General features: G+C 72.0%; 23 protein-coding genes. 16 read left to right on the top strand and 7 right to left on the bottom strand.

Features of this window, described 5'->3' with window-relative positions; genetic code table 11:
• Positions 1-25: 25 nt before the first annotated feature.
• From LE548_RS21825 to LE548_RS21815, 3 genes are all read left to right on the top strand, one after another.
• Complete coding sequence (locus LE548_RS21825; RefSeq protein WP_225098605.1) at positions 26-859, top strand: TauD/TfdA family dioxygenase; 834 nt, start codon at positions 26-28, stop codon at positions 857-859.
• A 95-nt stretch (positions 860-954) separates the two neighbouring features.
• Positions 955-1,476: a peroxiredoxin-like family protein gene (locus tag LE548_RS21820; protein ID WP_225098604.1), complete on the top strand. Its 522-nt coding sequence runs from the start codon at positions 955-957 to the stop codon at positions 1,474-1,476.
• A complete protein-coding gene (locus tag LE548_RS21815; RefSeq protein ID WP_225098603.1) occupies positions 1,473-1,805 on the top strand; it encodes a rhodanese-like domain-containing protein in 333 nt (110 codons plus the stop codon). Before LE548_RS21820 ends, LE548_RS21815 begins: the two co-directional genes overlap by 4 nt.
• Positions 1,806-1,855: 50 nt before the next feature.
• Here LE548_RS21815 and argJ read toward each other — a convergent pair whose 3' ends face one another.
• Complete coding sequence (gene argJ, locus LE548_RS21810) at positions 1,856-3,010, bottom strand: bifunctional glutamate N-acetyltransferase/amino-acid acetyltransferase ArgJ (RefSeq protein WP_225098602.1); 1,155 nt, start codon at positions 3,008-3,010, stop codon at positions 1,856-1,858.
• A gap of 190 nt (positions 3,011-3,200) precedes the next feature.
• On the opposite strand from argJ, the gene LE548_RS21805 reads away from it, so the two are divergent.
• Genes LE548_RS21805 through LE548_RS21795 form a run of 3 tightly spaced genes read left to right on the top strand, consistent with a single transcriptional unit; the run spans position 3,201 to position 5,683 of the window.
• The gene (locus LE548_RS21805) at positions 3,201-3,980 is read left to right on the top strand and encodes an enoyl-CoA hydratase/isomerase family protein (protein ID WP_225098601.1); all 780 of its coding nucleotides are present in this window, start codon (positions 3,201-3,203) and stop codon (positions 3,978-3,980) included.
• Positions 3,977-5,425, top strand: a complete 1,449-nt coding sequence (locus LE548_RS21800; RefSeq protein ID WP_225098600.1) for an asparagine synthase-related protein — start codon at positions 3,977-3,979, stop codon at positions 5,423-5,425. Before LE548_RS21805 ends, LE548_RS21800 begins: the two co-directional genes overlap by 4 nt.
• 39 nt (positions 5,426-5,464) lie before the next feature.
• A complete protein-coding gene (locus LE548_RS21795) occupies positions 5,465-5,683 on the top strand; it encodes a hypothetical protein (protein ID WP_225098599.1) in 219 nt (72 codons plus the stop codon).
• Here the strand turns inward: LE548_RS21795 and LE548_RS21790 are convergent.
• Positions 5,646-6,890 (bottom strand): serpin family protein, encoded by a 1,245-nt coding sequence (locus LE548_RS21790; RefSeq protein ID WP_225098598.1) that lies wholly within the window; start codon positions 6,888-6,890, stop codon positions 5,646-5,648. The genes LE548_RS21795 and LE548_RS21790 overlap by 38 nt on opposite strands.
• Positions 6,891-7,117: 227 nt before the next feature.
• On the opposite strand from LE548_RS21790, the gene LE548_RS21785 reads away from it, so the two are divergent.
• From LE548_RS21785 to LE548_RS21765, 5 genes are all read left to right on the top strand, one after another.
• A complete protein-coding gene (locus LE548_RS21785) occupies positions 7,118-7,870 on the top strand; it encodes a GntR family transcriptional regulator (protein ID WP_225098597.1) in 753 nt (250 codons plus the stop codon).
• Between the two features lie 457 nt (positions 7,871-8,327).
• Positions 8,328-8,516: an SPOR domain-containing protein gene (locus tag LE548_RS21780; protein WP_225098596.1), complete on the top strand. Its 189-nt coding sequence runs from the start codon at positions 8,328-8,330 to the stop codon at positions 8,514-8,516.
• A gap of 30 nt (positions 8,517-8,546) precedes the next feature.
• Positions 8,547-8,990: a (deoxy)nucleoside triphosphate pyrophosphohydrolase gene (locus LE548_RS21775; RefSeq protein WP_225098595.1), complete on the top strand. Its 444-nt coding sequence runs from the start codon at positions 8,547-8,549 to the stop codon at positions 8,988-8,990.
• A gap of 237 nt (positions 8,991-9,227) precedes the next feature.
• A complete protein-coding gene (locus LE548_RS21770; RefSeq protein ID WP_225098594.1) occupies positions 9,228-9,635 on the top strand; it encodes an ATP-binding protein in 408 nt (135 codons plus the stop codon).
• 294 nt (positions 9,636-9,929) lie between these two features.
• Complete coding sequence (locus LE548_RS21765; protein WP_225098593.1) at positions 9,930-12,551, top strand: SpoIIE family protein phosphatase; 2,622 nt, start codon at positions 9,930-9,932, stop codon at positions 12,549-12,551.
• A gap of 58 nt (positions 12,552-12,609) precedes the next feature.
• On the opposite strand, the gene LE548_RS21760 is transcribed toward LE548_RS21765, so the two are convergent.
• Positions 12,610-14,181, bottom strand: coding sequence for a hypothetical protein (locus tag LE548_RS21760; RefSeq protein WP_225098592.1), 1,572 nt, complete (start codon positions 14,179-14,181; stop codon positions 12,610-12,612).
• A gap of 80 nt (positions 14,182-14,261) precedes the next feature.
• On the opposite strand from LE548_RS21760, the gene LE548_RS21755 reads away from it, so the two are divergent.
• Genes LE548_RS21755 through LE548_RS21745 form a run of 3 tightly spaced genes read left to right on the top strand, consistent with a single transcriptional unit; the run spans position 14,262 to position 16,832 of the window.
• Complete coding sequence (locus tag LE548_RS21755) at positions 14,262-15,497, top strand: glycosyl hydrolase family 18 protein (protein WP_225098591.1); 1,236 nt, start codon at positions 14,262-14,264, stop codon at positions 15,495-15,497.
• Positions 15,498-15,525: 28 nt separating this feature from the next.
• Positions 15,526-16,515 carry a phosphotransferase gene (locus LE548_RS21750; RefSeq protein ID WP_225098590.1) on the top strand — a complete coding sequence of 330 codons (990 nt, stop codon included), beginning with the start codon at positions 15,526-15,528 and terminating at the stop codon, positions 16,513-16,515.
• 5 nt (positions 16,516-16,520) lie between these two features.
• Positions 16,521-16,832, top strand: coding sequence for a hypothetical protein (locus LE548_RS21745; RefSeq protein WP_225098589.1), 312 nt, complete (start codon positions 16,521-16,523; stop codon positions 16,830-16,832).
• On the opposite strand, the gene LE548_RS21740 is transcribed toward LE548_RS21745, so the two are convergent.
• The 4 genes from LE548_RS21740 to LE548_RS21725 form a co-directional block, all read right to left on the bottom strand.
• A complete protein-coding gene (locus LE548_RS21740; RefSeq protein WP_225098588.1) occupies positions 16,810-17,583 on the bottom strand; it encodes a succinate dehydrogenase/fumarate reductase iron-sulfur subunit in 774 nt (257 codons plus the stop codon). The two genes, LE548_RS21745 and LE548_RS21740, sit on opposite strands and share 23 nt — an antisense overlap.
• A complete protein-coding gene (locus LE548_RS21735; protein WP_225098587.1) occupies positions 17,580-19,505 on the bottom strand; it encodes a fumarate reductase/succinate dehydrogenase flavoprotein subunit in 1,926 nt (641 codons plus the stop codon). Before LE548_RS21735 ends, LE548_RS21740 begins: the two co-directional genes overlap by 4 nt.
• 24 nt (positions 19,506-19,529) lie before the next feature.
• On the bottom strand, positions 19,530-20,351 hold the full coding sequence (locus LE548_RS21730) for a hypothetical protein (protein WP_225098586.1): 822 nt from the start codon (positions 20,349-20,351) through the stop codon (positions 19,530-19,532).
• 64 nt (positions 20,352-20,415) lie between these two features.
• On the bottom strand, positions 20,416-20,712 hold the full coding sequence (locus LE548_RS21725; protein WP_225098585.1) for a hypothetical protein: 297 nt from the start codon (positions 20,710-20,712) through the stop codon (positions 20,416-20,418).
• A gap of 290 nt (positions 20,713-21,002) precedes the next feature.
• On the opposite strand from LE548_RS21725, the gene LE548_RS21720 reads away from it, so the two are divergent.
• A complete protein-coding gene (locus LE548_RS21720; protein ID WP_225098584.1) occupies positions 21,003-23,180 on the top strand; it encodes an ABC transporter family substrate-binding protein in 2,178 nt (725 codons plus the stop codon).
• 152 nt (positions 23,181-23,332) lie between these two features.
• Entirely contained in the window at positions 23,333-25,240 is a 1,908-nt protein-coding gene (gene typA / locus LE548_RS21715) for a translational GTPase TypA (RefSeq protein WP_225098583.1), read from the top strand.
• Positions 25,241-25,256: the final 16 nt, after the last annotated feature.

The following is a 25,256-nucleotide window of genomic DNA, read 5'->3' as shown; positions in this document are numbered from 1 at the left end:
ACAGCACTCTGGGAGGGGATCCGGTATGCCCGGAATCGAAGACGACGACGTGTGTCAGCGGCTGACCCCGTCCGGCATGGGCAGGGTCGTTCCCTGGGCCTCCGGCCGGCCGGTCGAGGAGCTGGCCCGGGAGACCAGGCGGGCCGCGCTGGACACCGGCTGCGCCCTGGTCCGCGGACTCGCCCTGGACGAGGCGGACTTCAAGCTGCTGGTCCGCTCGCTGGGGGACACCGTCGACCACAAGTTCGGCGAGGGCGGCGCCGATCTGCTCAAGCTCAACGCCTCCCGGGACGAGGGGAAGGTCGTCACCGGGCGCGGGCCGCTGCCCATCCACACCGACGGGCTGCTGGTCGGTGAGCGCGTCGACCTGATCATCCTGTACGCCGCCGAGTTCTCCGACGCCCCCGGCTCGGGCGAGACCTACGTCAGCGACCAGCTCACCGCCTGGGCGGAGATGCCCGAGCGGCTGCGCCGGGTTCTCGACGAGCACGAGATCGAGTACCTGGTCACCGAGCGCGGCTACTTCCCGACGGTCCCGGAGGACTGGTACGCCATCCCGGCGACCCGGGACTACGGCCGGGTGAAGTCCCTGAATCTGGCCACGGCCTTCCCGCCGGACGTCACTCCGCGCTCCTGGGAGGTCAGGGTCAAGGGGATGGACCCCGAGGAGTCCGACCGGTTCTTCACGGAGCTGGACGCCTTCCTGCGCGCACCGCGCTACGCGTACACCCACCGCTGGCAGGTCGGGGACCTGATGATCATCGACAACCAGCGGACCCTGCACGGCCGTACGGCCATCAGCCCGGGCGGCACCCGGGTGCTGTTCCGCGGCCAGCTGACCCTGCCGGACGCGGCCTGAGCGCCGTACACCCCGCCGCCCCGACCGCCCGAACCGACTCGCCCGTCCGAACCGACTCGCCCGTCCGAACCGACTCGCCCGCACCGGAGCCCGCCATGCCCACGTCACTCGTCCCCCGTCGGCCCGTGCCCGCCCTCGACGTCCCGCTGGTCGGCGGCGGCCGCTGGGTCCTCGCCGACCAGCGCCCCGACCGCTTCAGCCTGGTGGTCTTCTACCGCGGGGTGCACTGCCCGATGTGCCGCGCCCACATCACCGAACTCGACGGGCTGATCGACGAGTTCGCCGCCGTGGGCGTCGACTCCGTGCTGGCGGTCAGCGGGGACGACGAGGGCCGTGCCCGGCGCGCCGTCGAGGAGTGGGGGATCAGCAGGGTGCCGATCGGGTACGGCCTGCCCCTGACGTCCATGCGGGAGTGGGGCCTGTACGTGTCCAAGGCCATCAAGGAGGGCCAGCCGAACGAGTTCAGCGAGCCCGGCGTGTTCATCGTCCGCCCCGACGGCACCCTCTACGCGGCCGTGCAGACCAGCATGCCGTTCCTGCGGCCGCATCTGGACGAGGTCGTGGAGACGATCCGCTGGGTCAACGAGCACGACTACCCCGCGCGGGGCGAGTTGTGAGCGACGTCCCCGCCGTGACACCGCGGCAGCTGAAGCGACTGCTCGACGAGGGCGCCCCGATCGACCTCATCGACATCCGGGAGCCCCACGAGTGGGAGATCGTGCGCATCCCCGGCGCCCGCCTGGTGCCGATGGGGGAGTGGCTGGACGGGTCCGCCCTGCCGACGCTGCGGCAGGACCGCACCCCGGTCTTCTACTGCCGGACCGGGGTGCGCACGCTCCGGGTCCTGGCCGTGGCGCGGGCGGCCGGGTTCACCGGCGCGGTACACCTGGAAGGGGGCGTCGTCGGATGGGCGAACGAGATCGATCCCCGGCTCCCGGTGTACTGAGCACGCCGCTGCGGCACGGTCCGGGCGGACCGTCCCCCCCCGCGGCCGGCTCAGGTGGTGTAGTCGGCGTTGATCTTCACATAGCCCTCGGTGAGGTCGCAGCCGTAGACGGTGAACGCGCCGTCGCCGATGCCGAGGTCCACCCGGATGACCACCTCGTCGCCGGTCAGATACCGTGCGGCCTGCTCCAGCAGCGCGTCGCTCGGCTCCTCCGGGTGCATGGGGAGGTCGTCGAACCAGATCCGTACCCGGGGCGGCTCGATGTCGGTCTCGTCCTCCAGCTTGCCGATGGCCATCGCGACCCGGCCCCAGTTGGGGTCGGCGCCGTGCACGGCCGTCTTCACCAGGGGAGAGTTGACCACGCTCTTGCCGACCCGCTTGGCCTGGGCGTCGTCGCGGGCCCCGGTGACCTGGACCTCGATGAGCTTGCTGGCGCCCTCGCCGTCGGAGGCGATGTCGCGGACGAGGTGCAGGGCGACGGTGTGCAGCGCCTGCTCGAACTCGGCGAGGTCGACGGGACCGGCCAGGCCGTTGGCGAAGATCGCGGCGGTGTCGCTGGTGGAGGTGTCGGTGTCGATGCTCAGGGCGTTGAACGTCCGGTCCATCACCCGGCGGAACAGGGCGTCGAGTTCGGCGGCCGGGATGTCCGCGTCGGTGAAGAAGAAGGTCAGCAGGGTGGCCATGTTCGGTTCGATCATGCCCACGCCCTTGGCGATACCGGCGAGCACGGCGTCACCGACCCGCACGCTGAGGTACTTGGGCCGGGTGTCCGTCGTCATGATGGCCGCGGCCGCCGCCGCGTAGTCCGCCTCCGGGAACGGCCAGGACAGCGCGTCGAGTCCGGCCCGGATGCTCTCCATGGGGTAGGGCCGGCCGATCACCCCGGTCGAGCCGATGACCAGCTCCTCGGGGTCGATGCCGGCGATCTCGGCGACCCTGCGGCGTACCTCGGCCGCGTTGGCCGCGCCCGCGCTGCCGGTGGCGACGTTGGCGTTCCGGGAGAGCACGACCATGCCGCGGCTCTGCTGCCGGGGCGCGGCCGCACGGCTGAGAACGACGCTCGGTCCCGCGAAGCGCGACCGGGTGAACACGGCGGCGGAGCGGGCGGGCACCTCGGAGACGACGGCCGCGAAGTCGTCCTCGACGTCCTTGAGCCCCATGTTCCTGGTCACGCTGCGAAAGCCCTTCGGGGCCGTCATCGGCATGGTTCGCATTCCTTCCCGAGCGGGTGACTGGGCGGGTGAATGAACATTCCTGCCACCGTACATTCAATCAACCTGTCCGGCAATGCATTCCCGGCAAACGCCATGCGAAGCGCGGAGTTTGAGCGGTGAAGCACGATCAGGTCGATCTGCATAACTATCCAATTATCTCTGAGCTATGAAGGAGGGGTCCGTGTCGGCCATCGACATCGCGACAGCGACCATGACGTGCGAGGTACGTTCCGAGGGCGTCGCCCTGGTGGAGTTCTCGCAGTCGCACGAACAGAATCCGTTCAGCAGGGCGCGCATGCGCGAACTGACCCGGCTGATGCTCGACCTGGACGGCGACGAACGGGTCCGCTGCGTCGTCCTGTACGGCGGCGCGGCCCGCTCCTTCGGCGCCGGCGGCGACTTCCACGAGGTCTCGGAGTTCTCCGGCGGCGACGAGGTCGACGCCTGGATCGACGACATAACCGACCTGTACAGCACCATCGCCGGCATCACGAAACCCGTCGTCGCCGCCATCGACGGCTACGCGATCGGCGTCGGCCTCCAGATCGCCCTCTGCTGCGACCTGCGGATCGGCAGCACCGCCGCCACGCTGGTGATGCCCGAGTTCCGGGTCGGTATCGCCTGCAACTTCGGCGGCTACATGCTGGAGACGGTGGTCGGCCGCCGCGTCATGCAGGAGATGCTCTACACCTGCGCCGAATGGCCCGCCGACCGCGCCCTCGCCGACGGCCTGCTCCAGGAGGTCACCGCCCCCGCGGACCTGCTGGACCGCGCCCTCGGCCACGCCCTGCGCATCGCCACGTACACCACCGCCGCCGTGCAGTCGACCCGGGCCCGGGTCAACGGCCCCTTCGTGGAGGGCCTGCGCCGGGTCCGCGACGAGGGCAAGCGGTCCCACCGGGCCGCCTTCTCGGCGGGCGAGGCCCAGCAGCGCATGCGCCGCATCATCGGAAAGGCGTGACCGTGACCTCCCTCGACCGCCCCGCCCCCGTCAGCAAGTGGTGCGTGGTCAGCAACGCGCCCGTCCCGGCCCTCGCCCCGCTGTCCCGGAGCGCCGACCTCGACGGCCTGCACGTGTACTACCGCGGACCCGCCGGCGCCGCACTCCCCGACAACCCGCCGTTCACCCTCGACATCCGCACCCTGACCGCGTCCCCCGAAGACCCGGAGCACACCGCCGCCACCGTCCTGCGCGCCGAGGCCGACGCCGTCACCCTGCACATCTCCGCGTTCAACGAGGACCCGGTCTACTACGCCGTCAACCGGCTGCGCGGTCTGTTCGCGTACTTCACGGACCTGCTGCTCGCGCCCCTCGTGCTGCCCGCGCTCGACCTGCCCGTCACCGTCACCGGCGACGCCCTCGGCCACGAGCACGGCACCCTGCTGCTCGGCGTCGACCGGCTGCGCCACGGCATCCGCGTCCGCACCCATCGCGCCGCCGGCGGCACATGGCTGACCGAGACCCGCGACGAGGCGGACCCGCTCGCCGGGTTCCGCGCCCCGCGCCGCGAGGACCCGCTCGCAGCCGGCGAGGCCCAGATCGCGGCGCTGACCGAGGAGATCCGCCGGATCGACGCGGCCACCCCCGAGGGCACCGGCTACGCCACCCTGCTGTCCGGCGGCATCGACTCCGGCACGGTCACCTACCTCGCCGCCACGTCCGGGCTGTCCGTCACCCCGTACAGCGTGGCCACCCCCTGGGGCGACGAACTCGCCGACGCGGCCGAACTCTGCGCCGAACTCGGCATCGCGCTGGAGCCCGTCCAGCTGACCGAGGACCAGATCATCGCCTCCATACCGGAGGCCGTCCGCTGGCTCGGCGGCACCGACCCCGAGGTCGTCGAAGTCGCCCTGACCGCCACGTCCGTGCAGCGGCTGCGCCACATCGCCCCCGAGAAGGTGCTGCTCACCGGCTACGGCAGCGATCTGATCAACGCAGGCCTCTACCGCCCCTTCGACCACCGCGACGAGCTGATCGACCAGTGCCTCACGGCCGTCGACCGCACCCGGCGCAGCAACGAACTGTCCAACCGGATGCCGCTCGCCTACGGCACCACCACCCACCACCCCTTCTGGGCGCGGCCGGTGATGCGGACGGCCCTGGACACCGCGCCGGAGTGCAAGGTGCGCGAGGGCCGGGAGAAGTACCACCTGCGCACGGCCATGGGCACCCGGCTGCCCGAGCCGATCGCCTGGCGCAAGAAGATCGCCGTGCACCACGGCGGCGGACTCCAGCAGGGCGTGATCCGCCGCCTGGAGCGGGACACGGGCACCGCCGACCGCGAGCGCCTCTACCGCGCCTGTTTCGCCGAACTCCTCGACCGGGCCGCCGAGGGTGCGCTGGAGCCCGCCGACCCCTGGTCCGTGCTGGACGGAGCGGTACGCCGCGTCCGCGGGACGCGCTGACCCCGGCCGCGGCGGGCCGCCGGCGACGGCACCGCGCAGGTGCCCCTCGCCGCGGCCGGCCGCGGGCTCACTTCGACGGGGCCGGCGGGCGGTCCGGGACGCCCCTCGGACGCGTACGCCGCGGTGACCGAGGCCGGCCCCGCCGCCGTACGCGTCGAGCGGGCCCTCGCCGCCGAGTTCACCGGGCGGGACGCGCTGACCGGGCTGTTCGCCCGCTGCCTCAGCGTCCTGGAGGAACCGCGCCCGGGAAGCTCCTGACGGCTTCCGGCGCCGGATCCGCCACCCAGCCCGCCACCAGCACCAGCCGGGACTCGCGGTCGACGGCGAGGAAGCCGAAGGGGCGGTCGAACACCGCCCGGACGACCCTCGACTCGTAGCGGTACTGCGGCGGTGCGCTGCCGTACACCTCCGCGACCGCCGTCACCGCCGCCGCCCGGAACCCGAGCGCACCGAACTGGGCCAGCGCCGACTGGCGGGCCTGGCCGACGGCGAGCGGGACATCACTGATCCCGGGGAAGTGGCCGTGGGCCGGGTCCGACGCCGTCGCCAGGCCGAAGAGCGGGGCCAGGGACAGGAGGTCGTGGTCGGCACGCACCTCGTATGCCACCGTCCGTACGTCGAGCGACACCGGCTCCGGCGCCAGTGCCGGCTGCTGTTCCACGTACAGGCCGGGGCCGACGTGGCCGTGCGGCAGCGCGCCGCCCGGGGTGAGCGGCAGCGCCCGCTCCACGATGCCCACCCCGGCCGTGAGCACCTGACCGGGAGTCATCCGCTCCTCGCCGAGCACAAGGTGGACGTCGACGCCGTTGTCGCCCGGCACCGTCAGCGCCGTCACGAAGCCGTCCGGCGTGCCCGTCACGCCCACCCGGTCCGGGCGTGGGCCGCGCCGCCGCAGACCGCGCAGCGTACGGCCCTGCCAGGGGCCGGCGTCCGGCCGCAGCGGCTGCTCCTCGAAGGGCTGCCGCCAGGTCGTGCGCAGCGCGAGGGCACCGGCCAGCACCATCCGCGCGTCCCGGGTCAGCGTCACCGGCATGCGCTCGACCAGCCCGCCGGTCCGCTCGGCCGCCCACGCGTCCAGCCGTTCCTGCGCGGTGACCAGATCGTCGCCGAACACCCCGTACGACCCGGCCGGCAGCCCGGCCCGCCACTCCTCGCGCAGGGGCAGCCCCTGCCGCGTCCAGAGGCCGAGCGCCGCGTCCAGGCCGGGCACCGAGGCGAGGGCCGCCAGCAACTCCCGTGCCGCACCGGCCGCCTGATCCGCCGGCAGGCCGAGGGCCTCGCTCAGCTCCGCACGCGCCGGGCCCGCCGCGCCGTCGGCCAGAAAGGCCAGCAGGGGCCAGACGCCCGGTGCCGAGAAGACCGTGCCCTCGCCGTCCGGCGTGCTCGCCGCCCACCGCCGGGTGAGCCCGTTGACGGCCCGTACGGCCTCCGTGCCCGCCCGGCGCTCCGTCAAGGCTGCTGTCACCGTTCCCCCCGAATCATCACCGCCCTGGCCCAAAGGAGCACCGTACCTCTGGGCCGGCCGGACCCCTTGCGGAGGTGTGAGCGCGCCGATATGGGGGAGAAAGTGCCTGGGTAAAGCCCTCCCCCGCGCCATGTCATCACATCGAGTGATTCTCTGGCCTTTGCTTGCACGGCACAACCCACGGTTGCCACGCTGTTGCTGTCTGTACAACCTGATGGGAGCGGCCAGTGACTTTCGGTGAACAGCCGGCGTACCTGCGTGTCGCGGGTGATCTCCGCAAGAAGATCGTCGACGGTTCACTGCCGCCCCACACCCGCCTGCCGTCCCAGGCCCGCATCCGTGAGGAGTACGGCGTCTCGGACACGGTCGCGCTGGAGGCCCGCAAGGTGCTGATGGCCGAGGGGCTGGTCGAGGGGCGCTCCGGCTCGGGGACGTATGTGCGCGAGCGGCCGGTGCCCCGGCGGGTGGCCCGCTCCGGCTACCGCCCGGCCTGCGGTGCCACCCCCTTCCGGCAGGAGCAGGCCGACGCCTCCGTGCGCGGCACCTGGGAGTCCAGCAGCGAGCAGACCCAGGCCGGGGCCGCCATCGCCGAGCGGCTCGCGATCCAGGCGGGGGACCGGGTCATGCGCACCAAGTACCTGTTCCGGGAGGGCGGCGAGCCGATGATGCTCTCCACCTCCTGGGAACCCCTCGCCCTCACCGGCCGTACGCCGGTGATGCTGCCCGAGGAGGGGCCGCTCGGCGGCATGGGCGTGGCCGAGCGCATGCGGGCCATCGACGTCATCGTGGACAACGTCACCGAGGAGGTCGGCGCCCGCCCCGGCCTCGCCGAGGAACTGCATGTGCTCGGCGGCGTCCCCGGCCATGTCGTCCTCGTCATCCAGCGCACGTACTACGCCTCCGGCCGCCCGGTGGAGACCGCCGACGTGGTGATTCCGGCGGACCGGTACCGGGTGGCGTATCACCTGCCGGTGAAGTGACGCCCTGCGCGCCGCCGGACATCTGACGGAGAGTCGGGAATCGGAAGCCTGCGCGTGCGCCCCCTGGAGTGAGGTAGCGCACACCCTCGGCGCTCCGGGCGCCTGGATCTCCGGCCGGGCGCCCGCGTCCGGCCCGCGGCCCGGCGCCGCGATCCGGCCGTTTTCCCAGGTGGTCACGGGTCACTCGGATATGCCTCCGCCGCACGACGACGGCGCTCACTACGGCGCATTCGCACACGTGCGCCCCCGCCGTTCTGGCTGGTTGCGTACCTCTTTGTGAAAAGCCGTATTCGCTGCGTAAAGGTTGGGCGTACGCTCGGGCATATGCGGATTGCGGTTTCCTTAGGCGTGGCTCGGCGGGGGCCCGGGACAGGGTGGGGGTCCCCCCGGGTGAGCGCAGTCGAGCCAGGGGGAAGGTGGGGCGGTGCGGAAGGGAACGTCGGGGGCGGTGGGAGCCATGAGTGAGACGGTCTCCCTGCCCTGGATCGTGATACGGCAGGACGACAACGGCAATCGCTATCGCGTCGGCCGGTACGCGACGCGGGCCGAGGCGCAGAAGATCGCCGACAGCCTCGACGACCGGGGGCACGACCAGCTCTACTGGGTCGAGTGCATCGGCCAGAACGGGGACGCCGCGCGCAACTGACCTACGGCGGCCTCCCGTAGGCTCCGCCTCATGACGTCCCGTACGCCCAGCACGCCGAAGACGCCCGGACCGGACCGGATCGTGGTGGTCGGAGCCGCCCTGCTCGGCGGCGGCCGGCTGCTCGCCGCGCGCCGCAGCGCGCCCGCCGATCTGGCCGGGCGCTGGGAGCTGCCCGGCGGCAAGGTCGAGCCGGGCGAGCGCCCCGAGGACGCCCTGGTGCGCGAGCTGCGCGAGGAACTCGGCGTCGACGCCGAGCCGGTTGAGCGGGTGCCGGGGGAGTGGCCGCTGCGGGAGCCGTACGTCCTGCGTGTGTGGACCGCGCGGCTGCGCCCCGGTTCGCCCGAGCCCCGGCCCCTTGAGGACCATGACGAACTGCGCTGGCTGACCCCGGACGAGCTCTGGGACGTGGCCTGGCTGGACCAGGACGTCCCAGCGGTCCAGGCGGTGGCTGCCCGATCGGGTGGCATGGCGTAGTCCCGTGAGGGGCGCGGGACCTGGTCGGCACACGGCTGCGTCGCGGGTCGCGACCAGTCGAAACGGACCCGCGGCCGTATCGCCCCGGCTCGCGGGCGGGCGGCTCCCCGCGCGGAGTGCCCCGTACGCCGTTCGTGCCACTGTGCGCCCCGGCGCACGGTAATGCCCGCCGGATATCGGGTATGTGCCCATTAACCCCATGAAACCGGACATGGGTGAAGCTCGCTGGCCTGGGATGTGATCGGCGTGATCGACACCGATGGTGACTGCGCCGAGTGGACTTTTCCCGCGGAACCGGGCGCGGTGCGCACCGCACGCGCGGCGGTCCGCGGTCAGTTGCACGGCTGGGACCTCGACTGCGTGGCCGATCTGGCGGCGCTGCTGGTCAGCGAGTTGGTGACCAACTCGCTGCGGTACGCCACCGGCCCCATCGGGGTACGGCTGGTGCGCCCCGCCGAGCTCGGCGCGACGCTGCGGGTGGAGGTCTCCGACCCGCTCCCGGACCCGCCGCGCGAACGCGTCGCCCACGCCGAGGACGAGAGCGGGCGCGGTCTGCAACTGGTCGCCGGCTCCTCGCGCCGCTGGGGCACCCGGCCCGGCGCGAACGGAAAGACCGTCTGGTTCGAACTGGTGGTGCCGGAGTGACGAACCGGCGGGGTGAGGGTGACGCGGGAGCATCCGAGGGGGCACGGGGGTGTACATACGCCGATGGCTCGTCCAACGTGCCCCCCGGGCGCGCGGTCGCCCCCCGGGTGCGTGATTCGACGGCGTGTTCCCTGGTTAGAAGAGTGGAAGTGTTGTCACGGACTGGTCCGAAAAGCACCTGGACCATGCTGTGATCGTGAACACCGTGTCGTGCGGCGCCGTAGTGCTGGATACTGCGGGCAGCCGCCCCCGGTGACCGGTGCCGGGCGCGGTGAGCTGGAGGGGACGGTTCGCGTGAGCGAGATACCAGCGAAGGCCACGGAGTCCGAGGACCCGTCGGACGGCGCGAGGGACCAGGCGGACGACGTGCGCAACCCGGCCGCGGTGGCCGCCGCCCACAGTGGTGCGGCGTCCGGCGACGCCATGTGGCAGAGCAGTCCGCCCGGTTCCATCTACGACTACATCCGGGTCGCGTCCTTCTCCATCAGCCCCGGCGGCCTGGTCGACCAGTGGAGCCTGCGGGCCGAGCAGCTCTTCGGCGTCCCCGCCGCACGCGCCGTCGGAATGGACCCCATAGAGGCTTTCGTCGACCCCGATCTGCGCGAGCGCGGCCAGCGCAAGATGGCCGAGATCCTCGACGGGCGCGAGTGGACCGGAGTCGTACCCTTCCGGATGCCCGACGGACCCGACGGCGCGCGCGGTGAGGAGGGGCTGGCCGAGGTCTACGTCATGCCCACCCGGACCGCCGAGGGCGACAGGGCCGCCGTGTGCATCGTCGTCGACGTCCGCACGCTGCGCAGCATCGAGACCGACCTCGCCGCCTCGCAGGCCATTTTCGGCCAATCCCCGTTCGGATTCCTGCTGATCGACAACGATCTGAGGGTCCGTCGGGCCAACGAGAGATTCGCCTCCGTCTTCGGCGGCTCCCCGGACGACCACCGGGGCAAGGGCGTGCACGACTATCTGCCACGCGGGGAGGCCGAGCGGGTTTCGGCCACCCTGCGCCGGGTGCTGGAGAGCGGACAGTCCATCACCGACATGCATGTCACGGGCCATGTCCCGGACTCGGAAGAGCGCCGGCACTGGTCGGTCAACCTCTACCGCGTGCACGGCGGCAGCGGCCGGCCCATCGGCATCGCCTGGCTCGGCACCGACATCACCGCGCGCCGGGCCGCCGCCCGCGAGGCCGCCGCCGCCCGGCGCAACCTCGCCCTGCTCAACGAGGCCGGGGCCCGCATAGGGAACTCCCTGGACCTGGAGACGACCGCGCGCGAGCTCCTCGACGTCGTCGTGCCCGGCTTCTGCGACCTCGCCACCGTCGACCTCTACCAGGGGCTGCTGACCCGCGACGAGACCCCGCCCGGCCGGGCCGACGGCAGCGCCGAGCTGCGTCGTGTGGCCTTCGCCAGCGCCGTCTCCGGTGTGCCCTTCGGGGTCAGCGGCGAACCCGTCGAGGTCGGCGCGGTCCACCACTTCCCCTTCAACTCGCCCTGCGCGGACGCCCTGCGCACCGCCCGGCCGCGAGCCGTGCCGCCGGCGGACGGCGGCCTCGTGCAGTCCACGCTGGCCGTGCCGATGGTCGCCCACGACACCGTCGTAGGCCTCGCGCAGTTCGCCCGGACGAAGGGCAGCGAGCCGTTCGGCGACCGTGACCGGGATCTGGCGGTGGAGCTGGCGGCGCGCGCGGCCGTCTGCATCGACAACGCGCGGCTGTACCGCAGAGAGCACGAGCGGGCGCTGATCCTGCAACGGTCCCTGCTCCCGCCGGGCGACCCCGAGGCCTCCGGGCTGGACATCGCCTGCCGCTATCTGCCCGGCAACGCGGCGACCGAGGTGGGCGGCGACTGGTTCGACGTGATCGAACTGCCCGGTCACCGTACGGCGTTGGTGGTCGGCGACGTGATGGGGCGGGGCCTGCGGGCGGCGGTCGCGATGGGCGAACTCCGCACCGCGGTACGGACATTGGCCCTGCTGGACCTCGAACCGGCCGAGGTGCTCTCGGCACTGGACGAGATCGCCCGGGGGCTCGGTACGCCGGGCGGGGTGCAGGGAGCGACCCGCACGGCCCGCCAGCCCCGGGACGCCGACCTCTCCGAGGTCTACCTGGCGACCTGCGTGTACGCCGTGTACGACTCCGTCACCAGACGCTGTACGTTCGCCAACGCCGGCCATCTGCCGCCGGTGCTGGTCGAGCCCGGCGAGCCGGCGCTCATGCTGGACGTGCCGCCCGGCATGCCGCTCGGCGTGGGCGGCGAGCCGTTCGAGGAAGTCGAGGTGGAACTCCCGGAGGGAGCCCTGCTGGCCCTCTACACGGACGGCCTGGTCGAGTCCCGTGACCATCCGCTGGACGAGGGGCTACAGGCGTTCGTCGGCGCGCTGAGCGATCCCGCCCGGCAGCTGGAGGACGTCTGCGACCACGTCCTCAACACCCTCGACACCCACCACGGCGAGGACGACATCGCGCTGCTGATGGCGCGGGTGCAGGGGCTGCCGGCCGAGTCCGTCGGCGACTGGACGCTGCCGAGGGAGCCGCGGAGCGTGGGGCGGGCTCGGGAGTACGCCCGGGGGCAGCTGCTGAGCTGGGACCTGGAGGCGCTGGTCGACACCACGGAACTGCTGGTCAGCGAGCTGGTCACCAACGCGTTGCGGTACGGCGAGGGGGAGATCCGGCTACGGCTGCTGCTGGACCGGACTCTGGTGTGCGAGGTCTGGGACTCGGGCCTGGTCCAGCCTCGCCGACGACGTGCCCGGGACACGGACGAGGGCGGCCGGGGGTTGCAGCTGGTGGGGTTGCTCAGCGCGGCGTGGGGCTCGCGCCGGACGCCTCGCGGCAAGACGGTGTGGTTCGAACTGCCGTTGCCCGGGGGAGAGTCGTCCCTCACCGACCCGGCGGAGGCGTTGCTGAGCCTCTTCTGACCGACGCCGGCTGACACGACTCCGGCTGACACGGTGTCGGCTGACACGGTGCCGGCGGTCACGGGGGCTCGGGTGCGTGGTGGCGGGCTCTTGTCTCCGGGCCGCCGTAGGCCGCCGGGATGTCGGTGCCGGGGGGTTCCGGCAGGAGGATGCCGCCCAGGATCGCGCCCGCCAGGCCCGGGGCGGCGTGGGGGATGTCCGGATACGGGGTGCCGTGGGTGCGGACGTTCTGTTCGGCTCGGCCCCGGGCGTCGCGGGCCGCTGCGTCGGCACGGTCGGCGTCGTGCGCGGCCAGTTCACGTATCGCTTCCGCCAGGCGCACCCGGGCCTCCGGGCCCACCGCACCTCGGTGCACCGCTATGAACTCCTCCGCCCCGGACACGGAGTCGCGGGCCACCAGCACAGCGGCCGCGGACACCACGCCCTCGCGGCCGTTCTCCAGCCGCCGTACCGCCCGTGCGATCCGGTGCAGCGCGTCCAGCGGGTCGTACGGGCCTGTCGTCAGCTCCTCCCGTACGGCGGCCAGCACCGTGTCGGCGTGGGTCAGCCGGGCGTGCAGTTCGCCGGGGGGCAGCGGGGTGCCGGCCCCCCGTTGGGCTTTCGCCAGTTCCGCCTCTGCGCCCGTCAGCGTGGCCGGGAGCAGTTCGGCCGCCTGCCGTAGGTCCCTCGCGAGCCGTTCCACCCCGCCGATCAGCACCTCCGCCTGGGACACGGCGCCCTCGGCGGCGCGCAGGTGCCGGGCGGCGCGTCCGTCGTCGGCCGCGTCGGCGGCCTGGCGGGCCTCGTTGAGCCGGGCGGTGGCGAACACCAGCCGGTCCTTGGCCTGTTCGACGTACCCGGTGACCGGCCCGAGCGCCGAGACTCCGTAGCGCTCGCGCAGCGCGGGCAGCGTGTCCTGCGCGATGACGGTCCGCCCGGTCAGCTCGCGGAAGCGCCCCTCGGCGATCTCCAGGGCCCCGTTCAGCCCCGGCCCCGCCAGCCCCCGCAGCAGGTCCAGCCCCGCCGCCTCCGAGTCCAGCCGCCGTCCCGCCTCCGCGCACCGGCCGATCACCCCCACCAGCGCCTGCCGCCGGGCCGCCGGATCCCGTGGTGTGCCCTGCTCGTAGCGGCGCCAGATCGCGCACGCGGCCGACAGCTCGGTCTCGGCGGCCCGCAGGGCGTGGGTGAAGACCTCGGTGTCCGTCCGTCCGAACCGCCGCTGGACGAAGGAGAGTTCCTCCCGGCTCGTGCGGACACAGTCGTCGGCGAGCACGAGCGCGGTGCGGGCCTGACGTTCGAAGTCGGCCGGAGTGGGGGCCGGCGGGGCGGCGGAGACGATCCCCGGGGTCGTACGGGTGCGGGCCCGCCGGGTGCGGCGCAGCCAGCCGTAACCGGCCAGCGCCAGTGCCGCGACACCGGCGAGCAGGGGCAGCACGAGGTCGGCGGTGGACGTGCCGCCCTGCGGTGGCGCGGCGGCGCTCGCGACCGTCCCGGTGGGCGCCGCGGGAACCGGGTCTTCGGCCACGACCGTCATCACCGGCAACACCAGCCACCCGACCCCGACCACGACACCCAGCACGGCATGCGCCACCCGCACCCGTATGTGCCCCTTGGCACGCCGGGGTCGGCCCCGGATCAGGGAGGACGTCACATTTCGGAGCGTATGGGCAGGTAGGCCCCGCCGCGAGCGGGACGGATACGGGCGGGGGACGAGGGAAGAGGGGGCAGGAAATGGACAGCGAGCCCGGCCGACGCGAGCACGTTCCCACGGAGGGGGCCGACGGCGAGGCCCCCCGACAGGCACCGGCCCCCTCCGGCGACGAGGTTCCCTCCGAGGGTGAGGCTTCCTCCGGCGACGAGGTTCCCTCCGAGGGTGAGGTTCCCTCCGAGGGTGAGGCTTCCTCCGGTGGCGAGGCTCCCTCCGAGGGTGAGGCCCGCGGCGGGCGGGTGAGTGGGGGGAGGACGGTCCGGCGCCGTCTGCTTCGTTACGGTCTCGCCCTCCTCGCCGTCCTGCTCGTGCCCCTCCTCACCGCCGAGACCGCCCTTCGCGTCAACTACACCGGCACCCCCGAGCAGGGCACCACGACCCATGGCAGGGACGCCGTCTGGCTCGGCCACGCCTGGGTGGACGGCCGGAAGAAGGACCAGGATGTGCGGGAGCTCGCCCAGCGGCTGAAGCGCACCGGCATCCGGGACCTGTACGTCCACTCCGGCCCGCTGGAGGACGACGGCACCCTGCCCGCCTCGGCGTATCCGAGAGCCCGTTGGCTGATATCGGCCGTGCACCGGGAGCTGCCCGGGGTCCGTGTGCAGGCGTGGCTCGGCGACCAGCTGGCCACCGAGAGCCCCGACGGGATGCGGCTGGAGCGTGCCGCCACCCGCACCGCGATCCTCGCCTCCACCCGCCGCGTCCTCGCCGCCGGTTACGACGGTGTGCACGTCGACCTGGAGCCGCTGCACTCCGGCGACCCCCACTATCTCGGTCTCCTGGACGAGCTGCGCACCCTCACCCGTGCCCGGCACGCCCTGCTGTCCGTCGCCGCGCACCAGATCGACCCGCTGCCCGCGTTCCACTCCTTCTGGGGCACGACCACCGGTCACCCCAAGTGGTGGTCGCAGGCCTACTTCGGGCAGGTGGCCCGCCGCGTGGACCAGATCGCCGTCATGTCGTACGACACCATGCAGCCGTTGCAGAGCCTGTACGGCGGCTATGTGGCCCAGCAGACGAGCCTCGCCCTGGAGGTCACCCCGAAGACCACCGACCTCCTCATGGGCCTGCCCTTCTACCATGAGAACCGTTTCGGCCACTGGGCCCACGCGGAGACCGTCCCGGCCGCCGTCCGCGGTGTCCGGCTCGGCCTGTCCCGGACCGACGCCCACCGGGCGCGCTTCGGTGTCGCGCTGTACGTGGACTTCGCGGCGACGGAGGCCGACTGGCGCGCCTATCAGGAAAACTGGGTTCGCTGAGCCGTTCCCCTGGGGAAGACTCGGGCCGGTGACCGAGACACGACAGCCCAGGACCGTCGCCGACCTCACCCCCCTCGCCCGGGCCGCCCTCGGCCGGCACCGCACGCTCAGCGCCGTCACCCGGCTGCGCGGCGGCAGCAAGAAGGGCGTCTACCGGCTCCGCCTCGACGACGGCGGCAGCGCGATCGCCTACCTCTGGACACCCGACGAGGACTACTGGAGCCACTCCGGTGCCGCGCCCGCGGCCGACCCGCGCGACCCGTTCTCGCACGCCGGCGGCCTCGGCCTGTTCACCGCCGCCCACGACCGTCTCGCCGCAGCCGGCGTCCGCACCCCGCGCCTGCTCCACGTGGACCCCGAGGCCCGCGCGGCCGTGGTCGAGGACCTGACCGGCGGCAGCCTGGAGGAGGCACTGCGCCGGGACCCGGACGCGGCCGCCCCGGCGCTCGACGCGCTCGCCGAGTCCCTGCGCGCGCTGCGCGGCTGCCGCTCCGCCGCCCACGGCAAGGTCGCCGTGACCGCCGCCGCCGGCGGCAGCGCGCACGGCGACTCCTGCGCCCGGCTCGTCGCCGACCGCGCCCTCGCCGACATCGCCGAGACCGCCGTACGCGATCCGCGCGTGGCCGCCGCCCAGGAGCGGCTGGAGGATGCCGTGCGCTCCCTCGCCGCCGAGGTGCGGCCGCGTGCCGAGCACGTCCTCGTGCACGGTGAGCTCGGGCCGGACCACGTCCTGCTGGACGCCGACGGCCGGCCCGCCCTGATCGACATCGAGGGCCTGATGTACTTCGACGCCGAGTGGGAGCACGCCTTCCTGCGGATGCGCTTCGGGCCGCACTACGCCGCCCTGCGCGCCGACGGCCTGGACGAGGACCGGCTGCGGCTGTACCGGCTGGCGCTGCACCTGAACCTCGTCGCCGGGCCGCTCCGGCTGCTCGAAGGCGACTTTCCCTTTGCCGAAGCCATGCGCGAAATTGCGGAGCACCATCTGGCGCAGGCGCTGGACCTGGTGAAACTCTGACCGCCATGCACATGGCCTTGGCGGTGGCCGCCGCCGTCATCTTCGTTCTCCTCGGCGCCGCGGGCGTCGCGAGCCTCACGACCGGCTGGGTCGTCGCCTGGGGCCGCGCCCGGGTCCTGCGCCCGAAGCTGTGGGGCTACGGCTGCCTCCTCGGGGCCGTCGGCTGGGCGGTCTTTATCTACCTGGGCCCGCTCGCCGGCGGCCACAACCCCCTGGCCTGGCTCGGCTGGCTCGGCATCATGGCCGCGCTGCGCCTGCGGGTGCTGTCCGAGCGCCCCGGCCGCGACGGCGCCGCTACGACGACGACCTCCTCCTGATCTTCGAGCCCAGCCACACCAGCGGGTCGTACTTGCGGTCGACCGCCCGCTCCTTCAGGGGGATCAGGGCGTTGTCGGTGATGTGGATGCCCTCCGGGCACACCTCCGTGCAGCACTTGGTGATGTTGCAGTAGCCGAGGCCGTGCTCGTCCTGGGCCGTGCTCTTGCGGTCCAGGCCGGTCTCGGCGGCCGCGTCCAGCGGGTGCATGTCGAGTTCGGCGACGCGCATCAGGTAGCGCGGGCCGGCGAACGCGGCCTTGTTCTCCTCGTGGTCGCGCACCACATGGCAGGTGCCCTGGCACAGGAAGCACTCGATGCACTTGCGGAACTCCTGCGCGCGGTCCACGTCCTTCTGCATCATCCGGTACTCGCCGGGGCCGAGGCCGGCCGGCGGCACGAAGGCGGGGATCTCGCGCGCCTTCTGGTAGTTGAAGCCGACGTCCGTCACCAGATCGCGGATCACCGGGAACGCGCGCAGGGGGGTCACCGTGATCGTCTCGTCGCGGGTGAACACCGACATGCGCGTCATGCACATCAGGCGCGGCCGGCCGTTGATCTCCGCCGAGCACGAACCGCACTTGCCCGCCTTGCAGTTCCAGCGCACGGCCAGGTCGGGGGCCTGGGTGGCCTGGAGGCGGTGGATGATGTCCAGCACCACCTCGCCGTCGTTGACCTCGACCGCGAAGTCCTCCAGGCCGCCGCCCCCGGCGTCGCCCCGCCACACCTTGAAGCGGGCCTCGTAGCTGCTCACTCGTACAGCTCCTCTTCGGCGAGGTACTTGACCAGCTCCTCCTTCTCGAAGAGGGCGAGCAGGTCCGGGCGGATGGGATCGGTGGTCTCGCGGGTCAGCCGGATCTGGCCCCGGGCGGGGTCCGTCGCCGCCAGGCCGCCGGAGGGGTCGGCGAGCGCGCACAGCAGGTTCACATTGCGCCAGGAGCGCTCCATCGTCGGACAGTCCTCGCGGGTGTGCCCGCCGCGCGACTCGGTGCGCTCCAGCGCCGCCCGGGCCACGCACTCGCTGACCAGCAGCATGTTCCTCAGGTCCAGGGCGAGATGCCAGCCCGGGTTGAACTGGCGGTGCCCCTCCACACCGGCCCGGCGGGCGCGCACCCGCAGCTCCGCGAGCTTCTCCAGGGCCTGCTCCATCTCGCCCTCGCGGCGGATGATGCCGACCAGGTCGTTCATGGTCTGCTGGAGTTCCTGGTGCAGGGTGTACGGGTTCTCCGGCGGGCCCGCCTCACCCTCCGTCTCCGCGGAGAAGGGGCGCAGGGCTTCCGCGGACGCCGCGTCGACCTGGGCGTCGTCGACCGGCGGCCGCGGGTGCGCCTGGGCGTACTCGGCCGCGTGCCAGCCCGCCCGGCGCCCGAAGACCAGCAGGTCGGAGAGGGAGTTGCCGCCGAGCCGGTTGGAGCCGTGCATGCCGCCGGCCACCTCACCGGCCGCGAACAGCCCCGGCACGCCGCGCGCCGCCGCCGTGTCCGAGTCGACCGCGATGCCGCCCATCACGTAGTGGCAGGTCGGGCCGACCTCCATCGCCTCGGCCGTGATGTCGACGTCCGCCAGCTCCTTGAACTGGTGGTACATGGACGGCAGCCGGCGCCGGATCACCTCGGCCGGCATCCGCGTGGACACGTCCAGGAAGACCCCGCCGTGCGGCGAGCCGCGGCCCGCCTTCACCTCGGAGTTGATCGCGCGGGCCACCTCGTCGCGGGGGAGCAGCTCCGGTGGGCGGCGGTTGTGGTCCGGGTCCTCGTACCAGCGGTCGCCCTCCTCCTCGGACTCCGCGTACTTCTCCTTGAAGACGTCCGGGATGTAGTCGAACATGAACCGCTTGCCCTCGGAGTTCCGGAGCACCCCGCCGTCGCCGCGCACCGATTCGGTGACGAGGATGCCCTTCACCGACGGCGGCCAGACCATGCCGGTCGGGTGGAACTGCACGAACTCCATGTTCAGCAGGGGTGCGCCCGCGAGCAGCGCCAGCGCGTGCCCGTCGCCCGTGTACTCCCACGAGTTCGACGTCACCTTGAAGGACTTGCCGATGCCGCCGGTCGCGACCACGACCGCGGGGGCCTCCAGGACGAAGAAACGGCCGGTCTCCCGGTCGTAGGCGAAGACACCTGAAACGCGATCCCCGTCCTTGAGAATCCTCGTGACCGTGCACTCCTGGAAGACCTTCAGCCGGGACTCGTAGTCCCCGGTCTCCTTGAAGTCCTCCTGTTGCAGGGCGACGATCTTCTGCTGGAGCGTGCGGATCAGTTCCAGGCCCGTACGGTCGCCGACGTGGGCGAGGCGCGGGTACTCGTGGCCGCCGAAGTTGCGCTGCGAGATCCGGCCGTCCTTCGTACGGTCGAACAGCGCGCCCCAGGTCTCCAGCTCCCACACCCGGTCCGGGGCCTCCTGCGCGTGCAGCTCGGCCATCCGCCACTGGTTGAGGAACTTGCCGCCACGCATGGTGTCGCGGAAGTGGACCTGCCAGTTGTCGTGCTCGTTGACGTTGGCCATCGCCGCCGCGATGCCGCCCTCGGCCATCACCGTGTGCGCCTTGCCGAACAGCGACTTGCAGATCACCGCCGTACGGGCACCCCGCTCGCGCGCCTCGATCGCGGCCCGCAGCCCGGCGCCGCCGGCACCGACCACGACGACGTCCCACTCCTGCCGGTCCACCACGGACATCAGTTCAGTCCCTCACTGGAAGCTCTAGAAGAAGCGCGGGTCGGCGAAGACCCCGGACGCGACGAGATAGACGTAGAAGTCGGCGAGCCACACGCTGAACAGCGACGCCCACGCCAGCTGCATGTGCCGGCCGTTGAGCCGGCCGACGTAACTCCATGCCCGATAGCGCACCGGGTGCTTGGAGAAGTGCTTGAGCTTGCCGCCGACGATGTGCCGGCACGAGTGGCAGGAGATCGTGTACGCCCAGATCAGCACGATGTTGACCAGGAAGACCAGGGTGCCGAGGCCCATGTGGCCCCAGCGGTAGTGGGTGTCCCGGAAGGCCAGCACGGTGTCGTAGGTGAGCACGCCGGCGACCAGCACGGCGGCGTAGAAGAAGTACCGGTGGACGTTCTGCAGGATCAGCGGGAAGCGGGTCTCGCCGGTGTACTTCTTGTGCGGCTCGGCGACGGCGCAGGCGGGCGGGGACGCCCAGAAGCTGCGGTAGTACGCCTTGCGGTAGTAGTAGCAGGTCAGCCGGAAGCCGAGCGGAAAGATCAGGATGATGATGGCGGGGGACAGACCCCACCAGCTCCCGAAGACGTCGGCGTTCGGGCCCGCGTGCATGGTCCGGCAGTTCTGTGCCAGACAGGGCGAGTAGAACGGCGAGACGTACGGCGCCGCGTAGTAGTCCGCGTTCGCGAAGGCCCGCCAGGCGGAGTACACGACGAAGGCGAACAGGCCGGCCGCGGTGGCGGCGGGCGCCAGCCACCAGCGGTCGGTCCGCAGATGCGGCGCGTCGATCGCGGCGCGCGCAGCCGTCCGTACGCCGCCGCTGTTCTGTTGGGGGTCGGTACCAGTGGCCAAGGCGGGGCTCCGCTTCTATGGCTCTTTCACGGCTCTTCCGTGGCTCTTGCTGTGGCTCGGGGGGTCAGGGCGCATGCCGGTCGCGGGCGCCCAGGCCTTCGTCGTCCGTGTCCGTCCACAGGCTGAAGTCGTAGGGCTTGTCGGAGATGGTGACGAGGTCGGGCCGGCGCGGCTCGGTCCGGGTGCCGGTGTCGGCCGCCTCCCGGAGCAGCCGGAGGCTCTCGCGCAGATGGTCGGCGTCCACGCGGACCCGGCGCATCTCCAGGTCGCCGCTGCCGAGCTGGTGCTCCAGGCGCCCCAGCGACCGGTCGAGTTCGTCGAGAGAGCGCTGGACCGAGGCGATGTCGTCGTGCACGGACATGACGTGTCCTCACTTCCACGGGTCCGGCGTGCCGGGGCGGCAACGTTCATGCGCCTTGGAGTGTTGCGCGTCACACCTGCCGATGTGAAGGCATGTGCAGCGATTGGCGGAGGCGTACGGATGCATCTTTCGGTCGTATTGCGCCGAACGGGTGAGGTTACCGCCCGTCGTCGCCGTGTCGCCCGCTGTGGCCGGATCCTTTCCTCTTCAGTGGGCCGCATTAGATCTGATCAGCTCCAAATACCGCCAAAGGTGATCATATCGCTCGCGGCTTCCTGGAGGTAGCAGAGATGTCCCACGACGGAGTCGGGCCGCGCGCCGTCATGCGATCGGTCGCCTTTCTGGCCGCGGGCGCGCTCGCGGTGCCATTCCTCGCCGGGTGCGGCTCCGACGAGGAAGAGGTCGCGAAGCCCCTCGCCGGGCAGGACATCGCTCCCGTCGGCCGGGACCGGATCGCCGACGGCGGCACGCTGAAGTGGGCCGTCGACGCCGTCCCCGAGACCCTGAACACCTTCCAGGCCGACGCCGACGCCGGCACCAACCGGATCGCCCAGGCCGTGCTGCCCTCCATGTTCCGGCTCGACGCCACCGGCCGGCCGGTGCCCGACCCGGCCTACCTGGAGTCGGCCAAGGTCATCGAGACCGAGCCGCGCCAGGTCGTGCTGTACAAACTGAACCAGCAGGCCGTGTGGAGCGACGGCCGGGAGATCGGCGCCGCCGACTTCGTCGCCCAGTGGCGCGCCCTGTCCGGCAAGGACAGCGCCTACTGGACCGCCCGCAACGCCGGGTACGACCGCATCGAGAAGATCGAGCGCGGCGCCAGCGACCTCCAGGTCCGGGTCACCTTCTCCCGCCCCTACGCCGACTGGAAGTCGCTGTTCTCGCCGCTGTACCCGAAGGACGTCACCGGCACCCCGGACGCCTTCAACGACGGCGCCCGGCGCAAGCTGAAGGTCACCGCCGGACCCTTCACGGTGGACAAGGTCGACACCGCCCAGAAGGACGTCGTCCTCACCCGCAACCCGCGCTGGTGGGGCCGGCCCGCCAAGCTGTCCCAGATCGAGCTGCACGCCGTACCCCGCGACAAGCGGGCCGCCGCGCTCGCCGACGGCAGCGTGGACCTCGCCGACATCGACCCCGCCGAGGCCCGGCGGATCGGGCTCGCCGCGCACGGCGGTGCGAACCCGCTGCGGGGCTCCGGCAAGACCTCCGTGAAGAAGCTGCGCTCCTGGGCGCTGGCGCACGGCTTGAACTCGGACGAGGCCGAGTCGGATCAGACGGAGCTGCGCAAGGCCATCGCCGGCTACCTGGACGAGCAGCAGGCGCTGAGCGGCTTCGACGTCCGCAAGTCGCTGGAGCCCGCCTACACCCAGCTGGCCCTCAACGGCTCCGAGGGCCCGCTGGCCGACGAGCGGGTCCGCCGGGCCGTCGCCCGCGCCCTGGACCGCACGGCGCTGGCCAAGCTGGTGCTCACCCCGCTGGGCCTGCCCGCGATCCCGGTCGGCAGCCATCTCGCCCTGTCCGGGCAGCCCGACTACGCCGACGGCAGCGGCGCGATCGGCATGATGGACACCAAGGAGGCGGCAGCGCTGCTCGCCGACGCCGGCTGGGTGTCCGGGGGCCCGGTCAAGGAGCCGAAGAAGGGCGACAAGGCGGCCGGTCCCGAGAGTGACAAGGGTGACAAGAAAGACAACGGCGACAAGGAGAAGCCGTCCGACGGGGGCAGGGACGGGCAGTACATCGTCGGCGAGGACGACAAGGGCGATGACAGCAAGGGCGGCGACCGGGGCGACGGCGCCGACCGGCATCTCGCGCAGGAGGGCAGGCACGGGGGCGCGGCCGGGGCGTACGCCCCCCAGGGCACGGCCGCCCCGGGCGCCGCGCCGGCCGCACCGCTCGCCAAGGACGGCAAGGCGCTCACGCTGCGCTTCGTGCTCCCCTCCGGGCCCGGCTCCGAGACGCTGAACACGGTCGCCGAGCGGATCTCCGCGATGCTGGAGCAGGTCGGCATCCGGACGACGATCAGCAAGGTCCCGGACGACAGCTACTTCAAGGACCACATCGCCTCCGGCGACTACGACCTCGCGCTGTACTCGTGGCCCTCGTCGGCCTTCCCGGCGACGGACGCCCGGCCGGTCTACGCCAAGCCGGCGCCGGCCGCCGACGGGTCGGTGAACGTCGAGCAGAACTACACGCGGGTCGGCACGGACCAGGTGGACCAGCTCTTCGACCAGGCCGCGGCGACCCTGGACGAGGGCGAGGAGCGGGACCTGATCAGGAAGGCGGACGCCAGGATCTGGGCAGCCGCCGGATCGATTCCGCTGTATCAGCGGCCGCAGCTGGTGGGGGCGCGGCGGGATCTCGTCAACGCCGGGGCGTTCGGTTTCCAGACGCCGGTCTTCGAGGACATGGGCTATCTGAAGAAGGGCGCGAAAGGTGCCCCGAGTCCCATCAGTCCCAAGAAATGACCGCCATGGAGATCATCACAGAGCCCTGAGGAAGCCGACTTCCTCAGCGCCCCGTACGATGGGGTAAGGCCGTGGCGTGTCAAGCCCGGCAGGGCCCGCGTAACGCAGACGTACGCGCAGGCTTTCCTCACACTCCGGGAGTACGGCAACTTATGGCCACGCGCCACGACATCCGCAACGTCGCCATCGTCGCCCACGTCGACCATGGCAAGACCACCATCGTCGACGGCATGCTGAAGCAGGCCGGCGCGTTCGCCGCCCACCAGCTCGACCAGGTCGACGACCGGGTGATGGACTCGAACGACCTGGAGCGTGAGAAGGGCATCACGATCCTCGCCAAGAACACGGCGGTGAAGTACCACCCCAAGGACGGCGGGGAACCGATCACCATCAACATCATCGACACCCCCGGCCACGCCGACTTCGGTGGCGAGGTCGAGCGCGGTCTGTCGATGGTCGACGGCGTCGTGCTGCTGGTGGACGCCTCCGAGGGCCCGCTGCCGCAGACCCGCTTCGTGCTGCGCAAGGCCCTCCAGCAGCGCCTGCCCGTCATCCTGTGCATCAACAAGACGGACCGCCCGGACTCCCGGATCGACGAGGTCGTCAACGAGACCTACGACCTCTTCCTCGACCTGGACGCCGACGAGGAGCAGATCGAGTTCCCGATCGTCTACGCCTGCGGCCGTGACGGCATCGCCTCGCTGACCAAGCCGGACGACGGCACGGTCCCGGCCGACAGCGACAGCCTGGAGCCGTTCTTCTCCACGATCCTGGAGCACATCCCGGCCCCGACGTACGACGAGGACGCGCCGCTCCAGGCCCACGTCACCAACCTCGACGCCGACAACTTCCTCGGCCGTATCGCGCTGCTCCGCGTGGAGCAGGGCGAGCTGCGCAAGGGCCAGACGGTCGCCTGGATCAAGCGCGACGGCTCCATCAGCAACGTGCGCATCTCCGAGCTGATGATGACCGAGGCGCTCACCCGCAAGCCCGCCGAGAAGGCCGGCCCGGGCGACATCTGCGCGGTCGCCGGTATCCCCGACATCATGATCGGTGAGACGCTCGCGGACACCGAGAACCCCGTCCCGCTGCCGCTGATCACGGTGGACGAGCCGGCGATCTCCATGGTCATCGGTACGAACACCTCCCCGCTCGTCGGCCGTGGCGGCACCGGCAAGGGCGCCGACGCGAAGGCGGCCGTGAAGGACCGCAAGGTCACCGCCCGCCAGGTGAAGGACCGCCTGGACCGCGAGCTGATCGGTAACGTCTCGCTGCGCGTGCTGGAGACCGACCGCCCGGACGCCTGGGAGGTGCAGGGCCGTGGTGAGCTGGCGCTCGCGATTCTCGTCGAGACCATGCGCCGGGAGGGCTACGAGCTGACCGTCGGCAAGCCGCAGGTCGTCACCAAGGACGTCGACGGCAAGGTCTACGAGCCGGTCGAGCGCATGACGATCGACGTGCCCGAGGAGCACATGGGTGCGGTCACGCAGCTCATGGGTGTCCGCAAGGGCCGCATGGACAACATGTCCAACCACGGCTCGGGCTGGGTCCGCATGGAGTTCGTGGTTCCGTCCCGCGGTCTGATCGGTTTCCGGACCGAGTTCCTGACGCAGACCCGCGGCACGGGCATCGGCCACTCGATCCACGAGGGCCACGAGCCGTGGTTCGGCACCCTGCAGACCCGTAACAACGGCTCGCTGGTCGCCGACCGCGCCGGTGCCGTCACCGCGTTCGCGATGACGAACCTCCAGGAGCGCGGCGTGCTCTTCGTGGAGCCGGGCACCGAGGTGTACGAGGGCATGATCGTCGGCGAGAACTCCCGCTCCGACGACATGGACGTCAACATCACCAAGGAGAAGAAGCTCACCAACATGCGGTCCTCGACGGCCGACGTGGCCGAGTCGATCGTGCCGCCGCGCAAGCTGTCGCTGGAGCAGTCGCTGGAGTTCTGCCGTGACGACGAGTGCGTCGAGGTGACCCCGGAGGCCGTGCGCATCCGCAAGGTGAACCTGGACCAGCGTGAGCGGGCCCGCGCCGCGAGCCGCGCCAAGCACGGCTGAGCCAAGCCGAGTTGAG

It is taken from the genome of Streptomyces sp. CoH27 (genome assembly GCF_020181035.1).
GTDB lineage: Bacteria > Actinomycetota > Actinomycetes > Streptomycetales > Streptomycetaceae > Streptomyces > Streptomyces camelliae.
The sequence above is the reverse complement of the archived record's forward strand: the minus strand, read 5'-3'. Positions and strand labels throughout refer to the sequence as shown.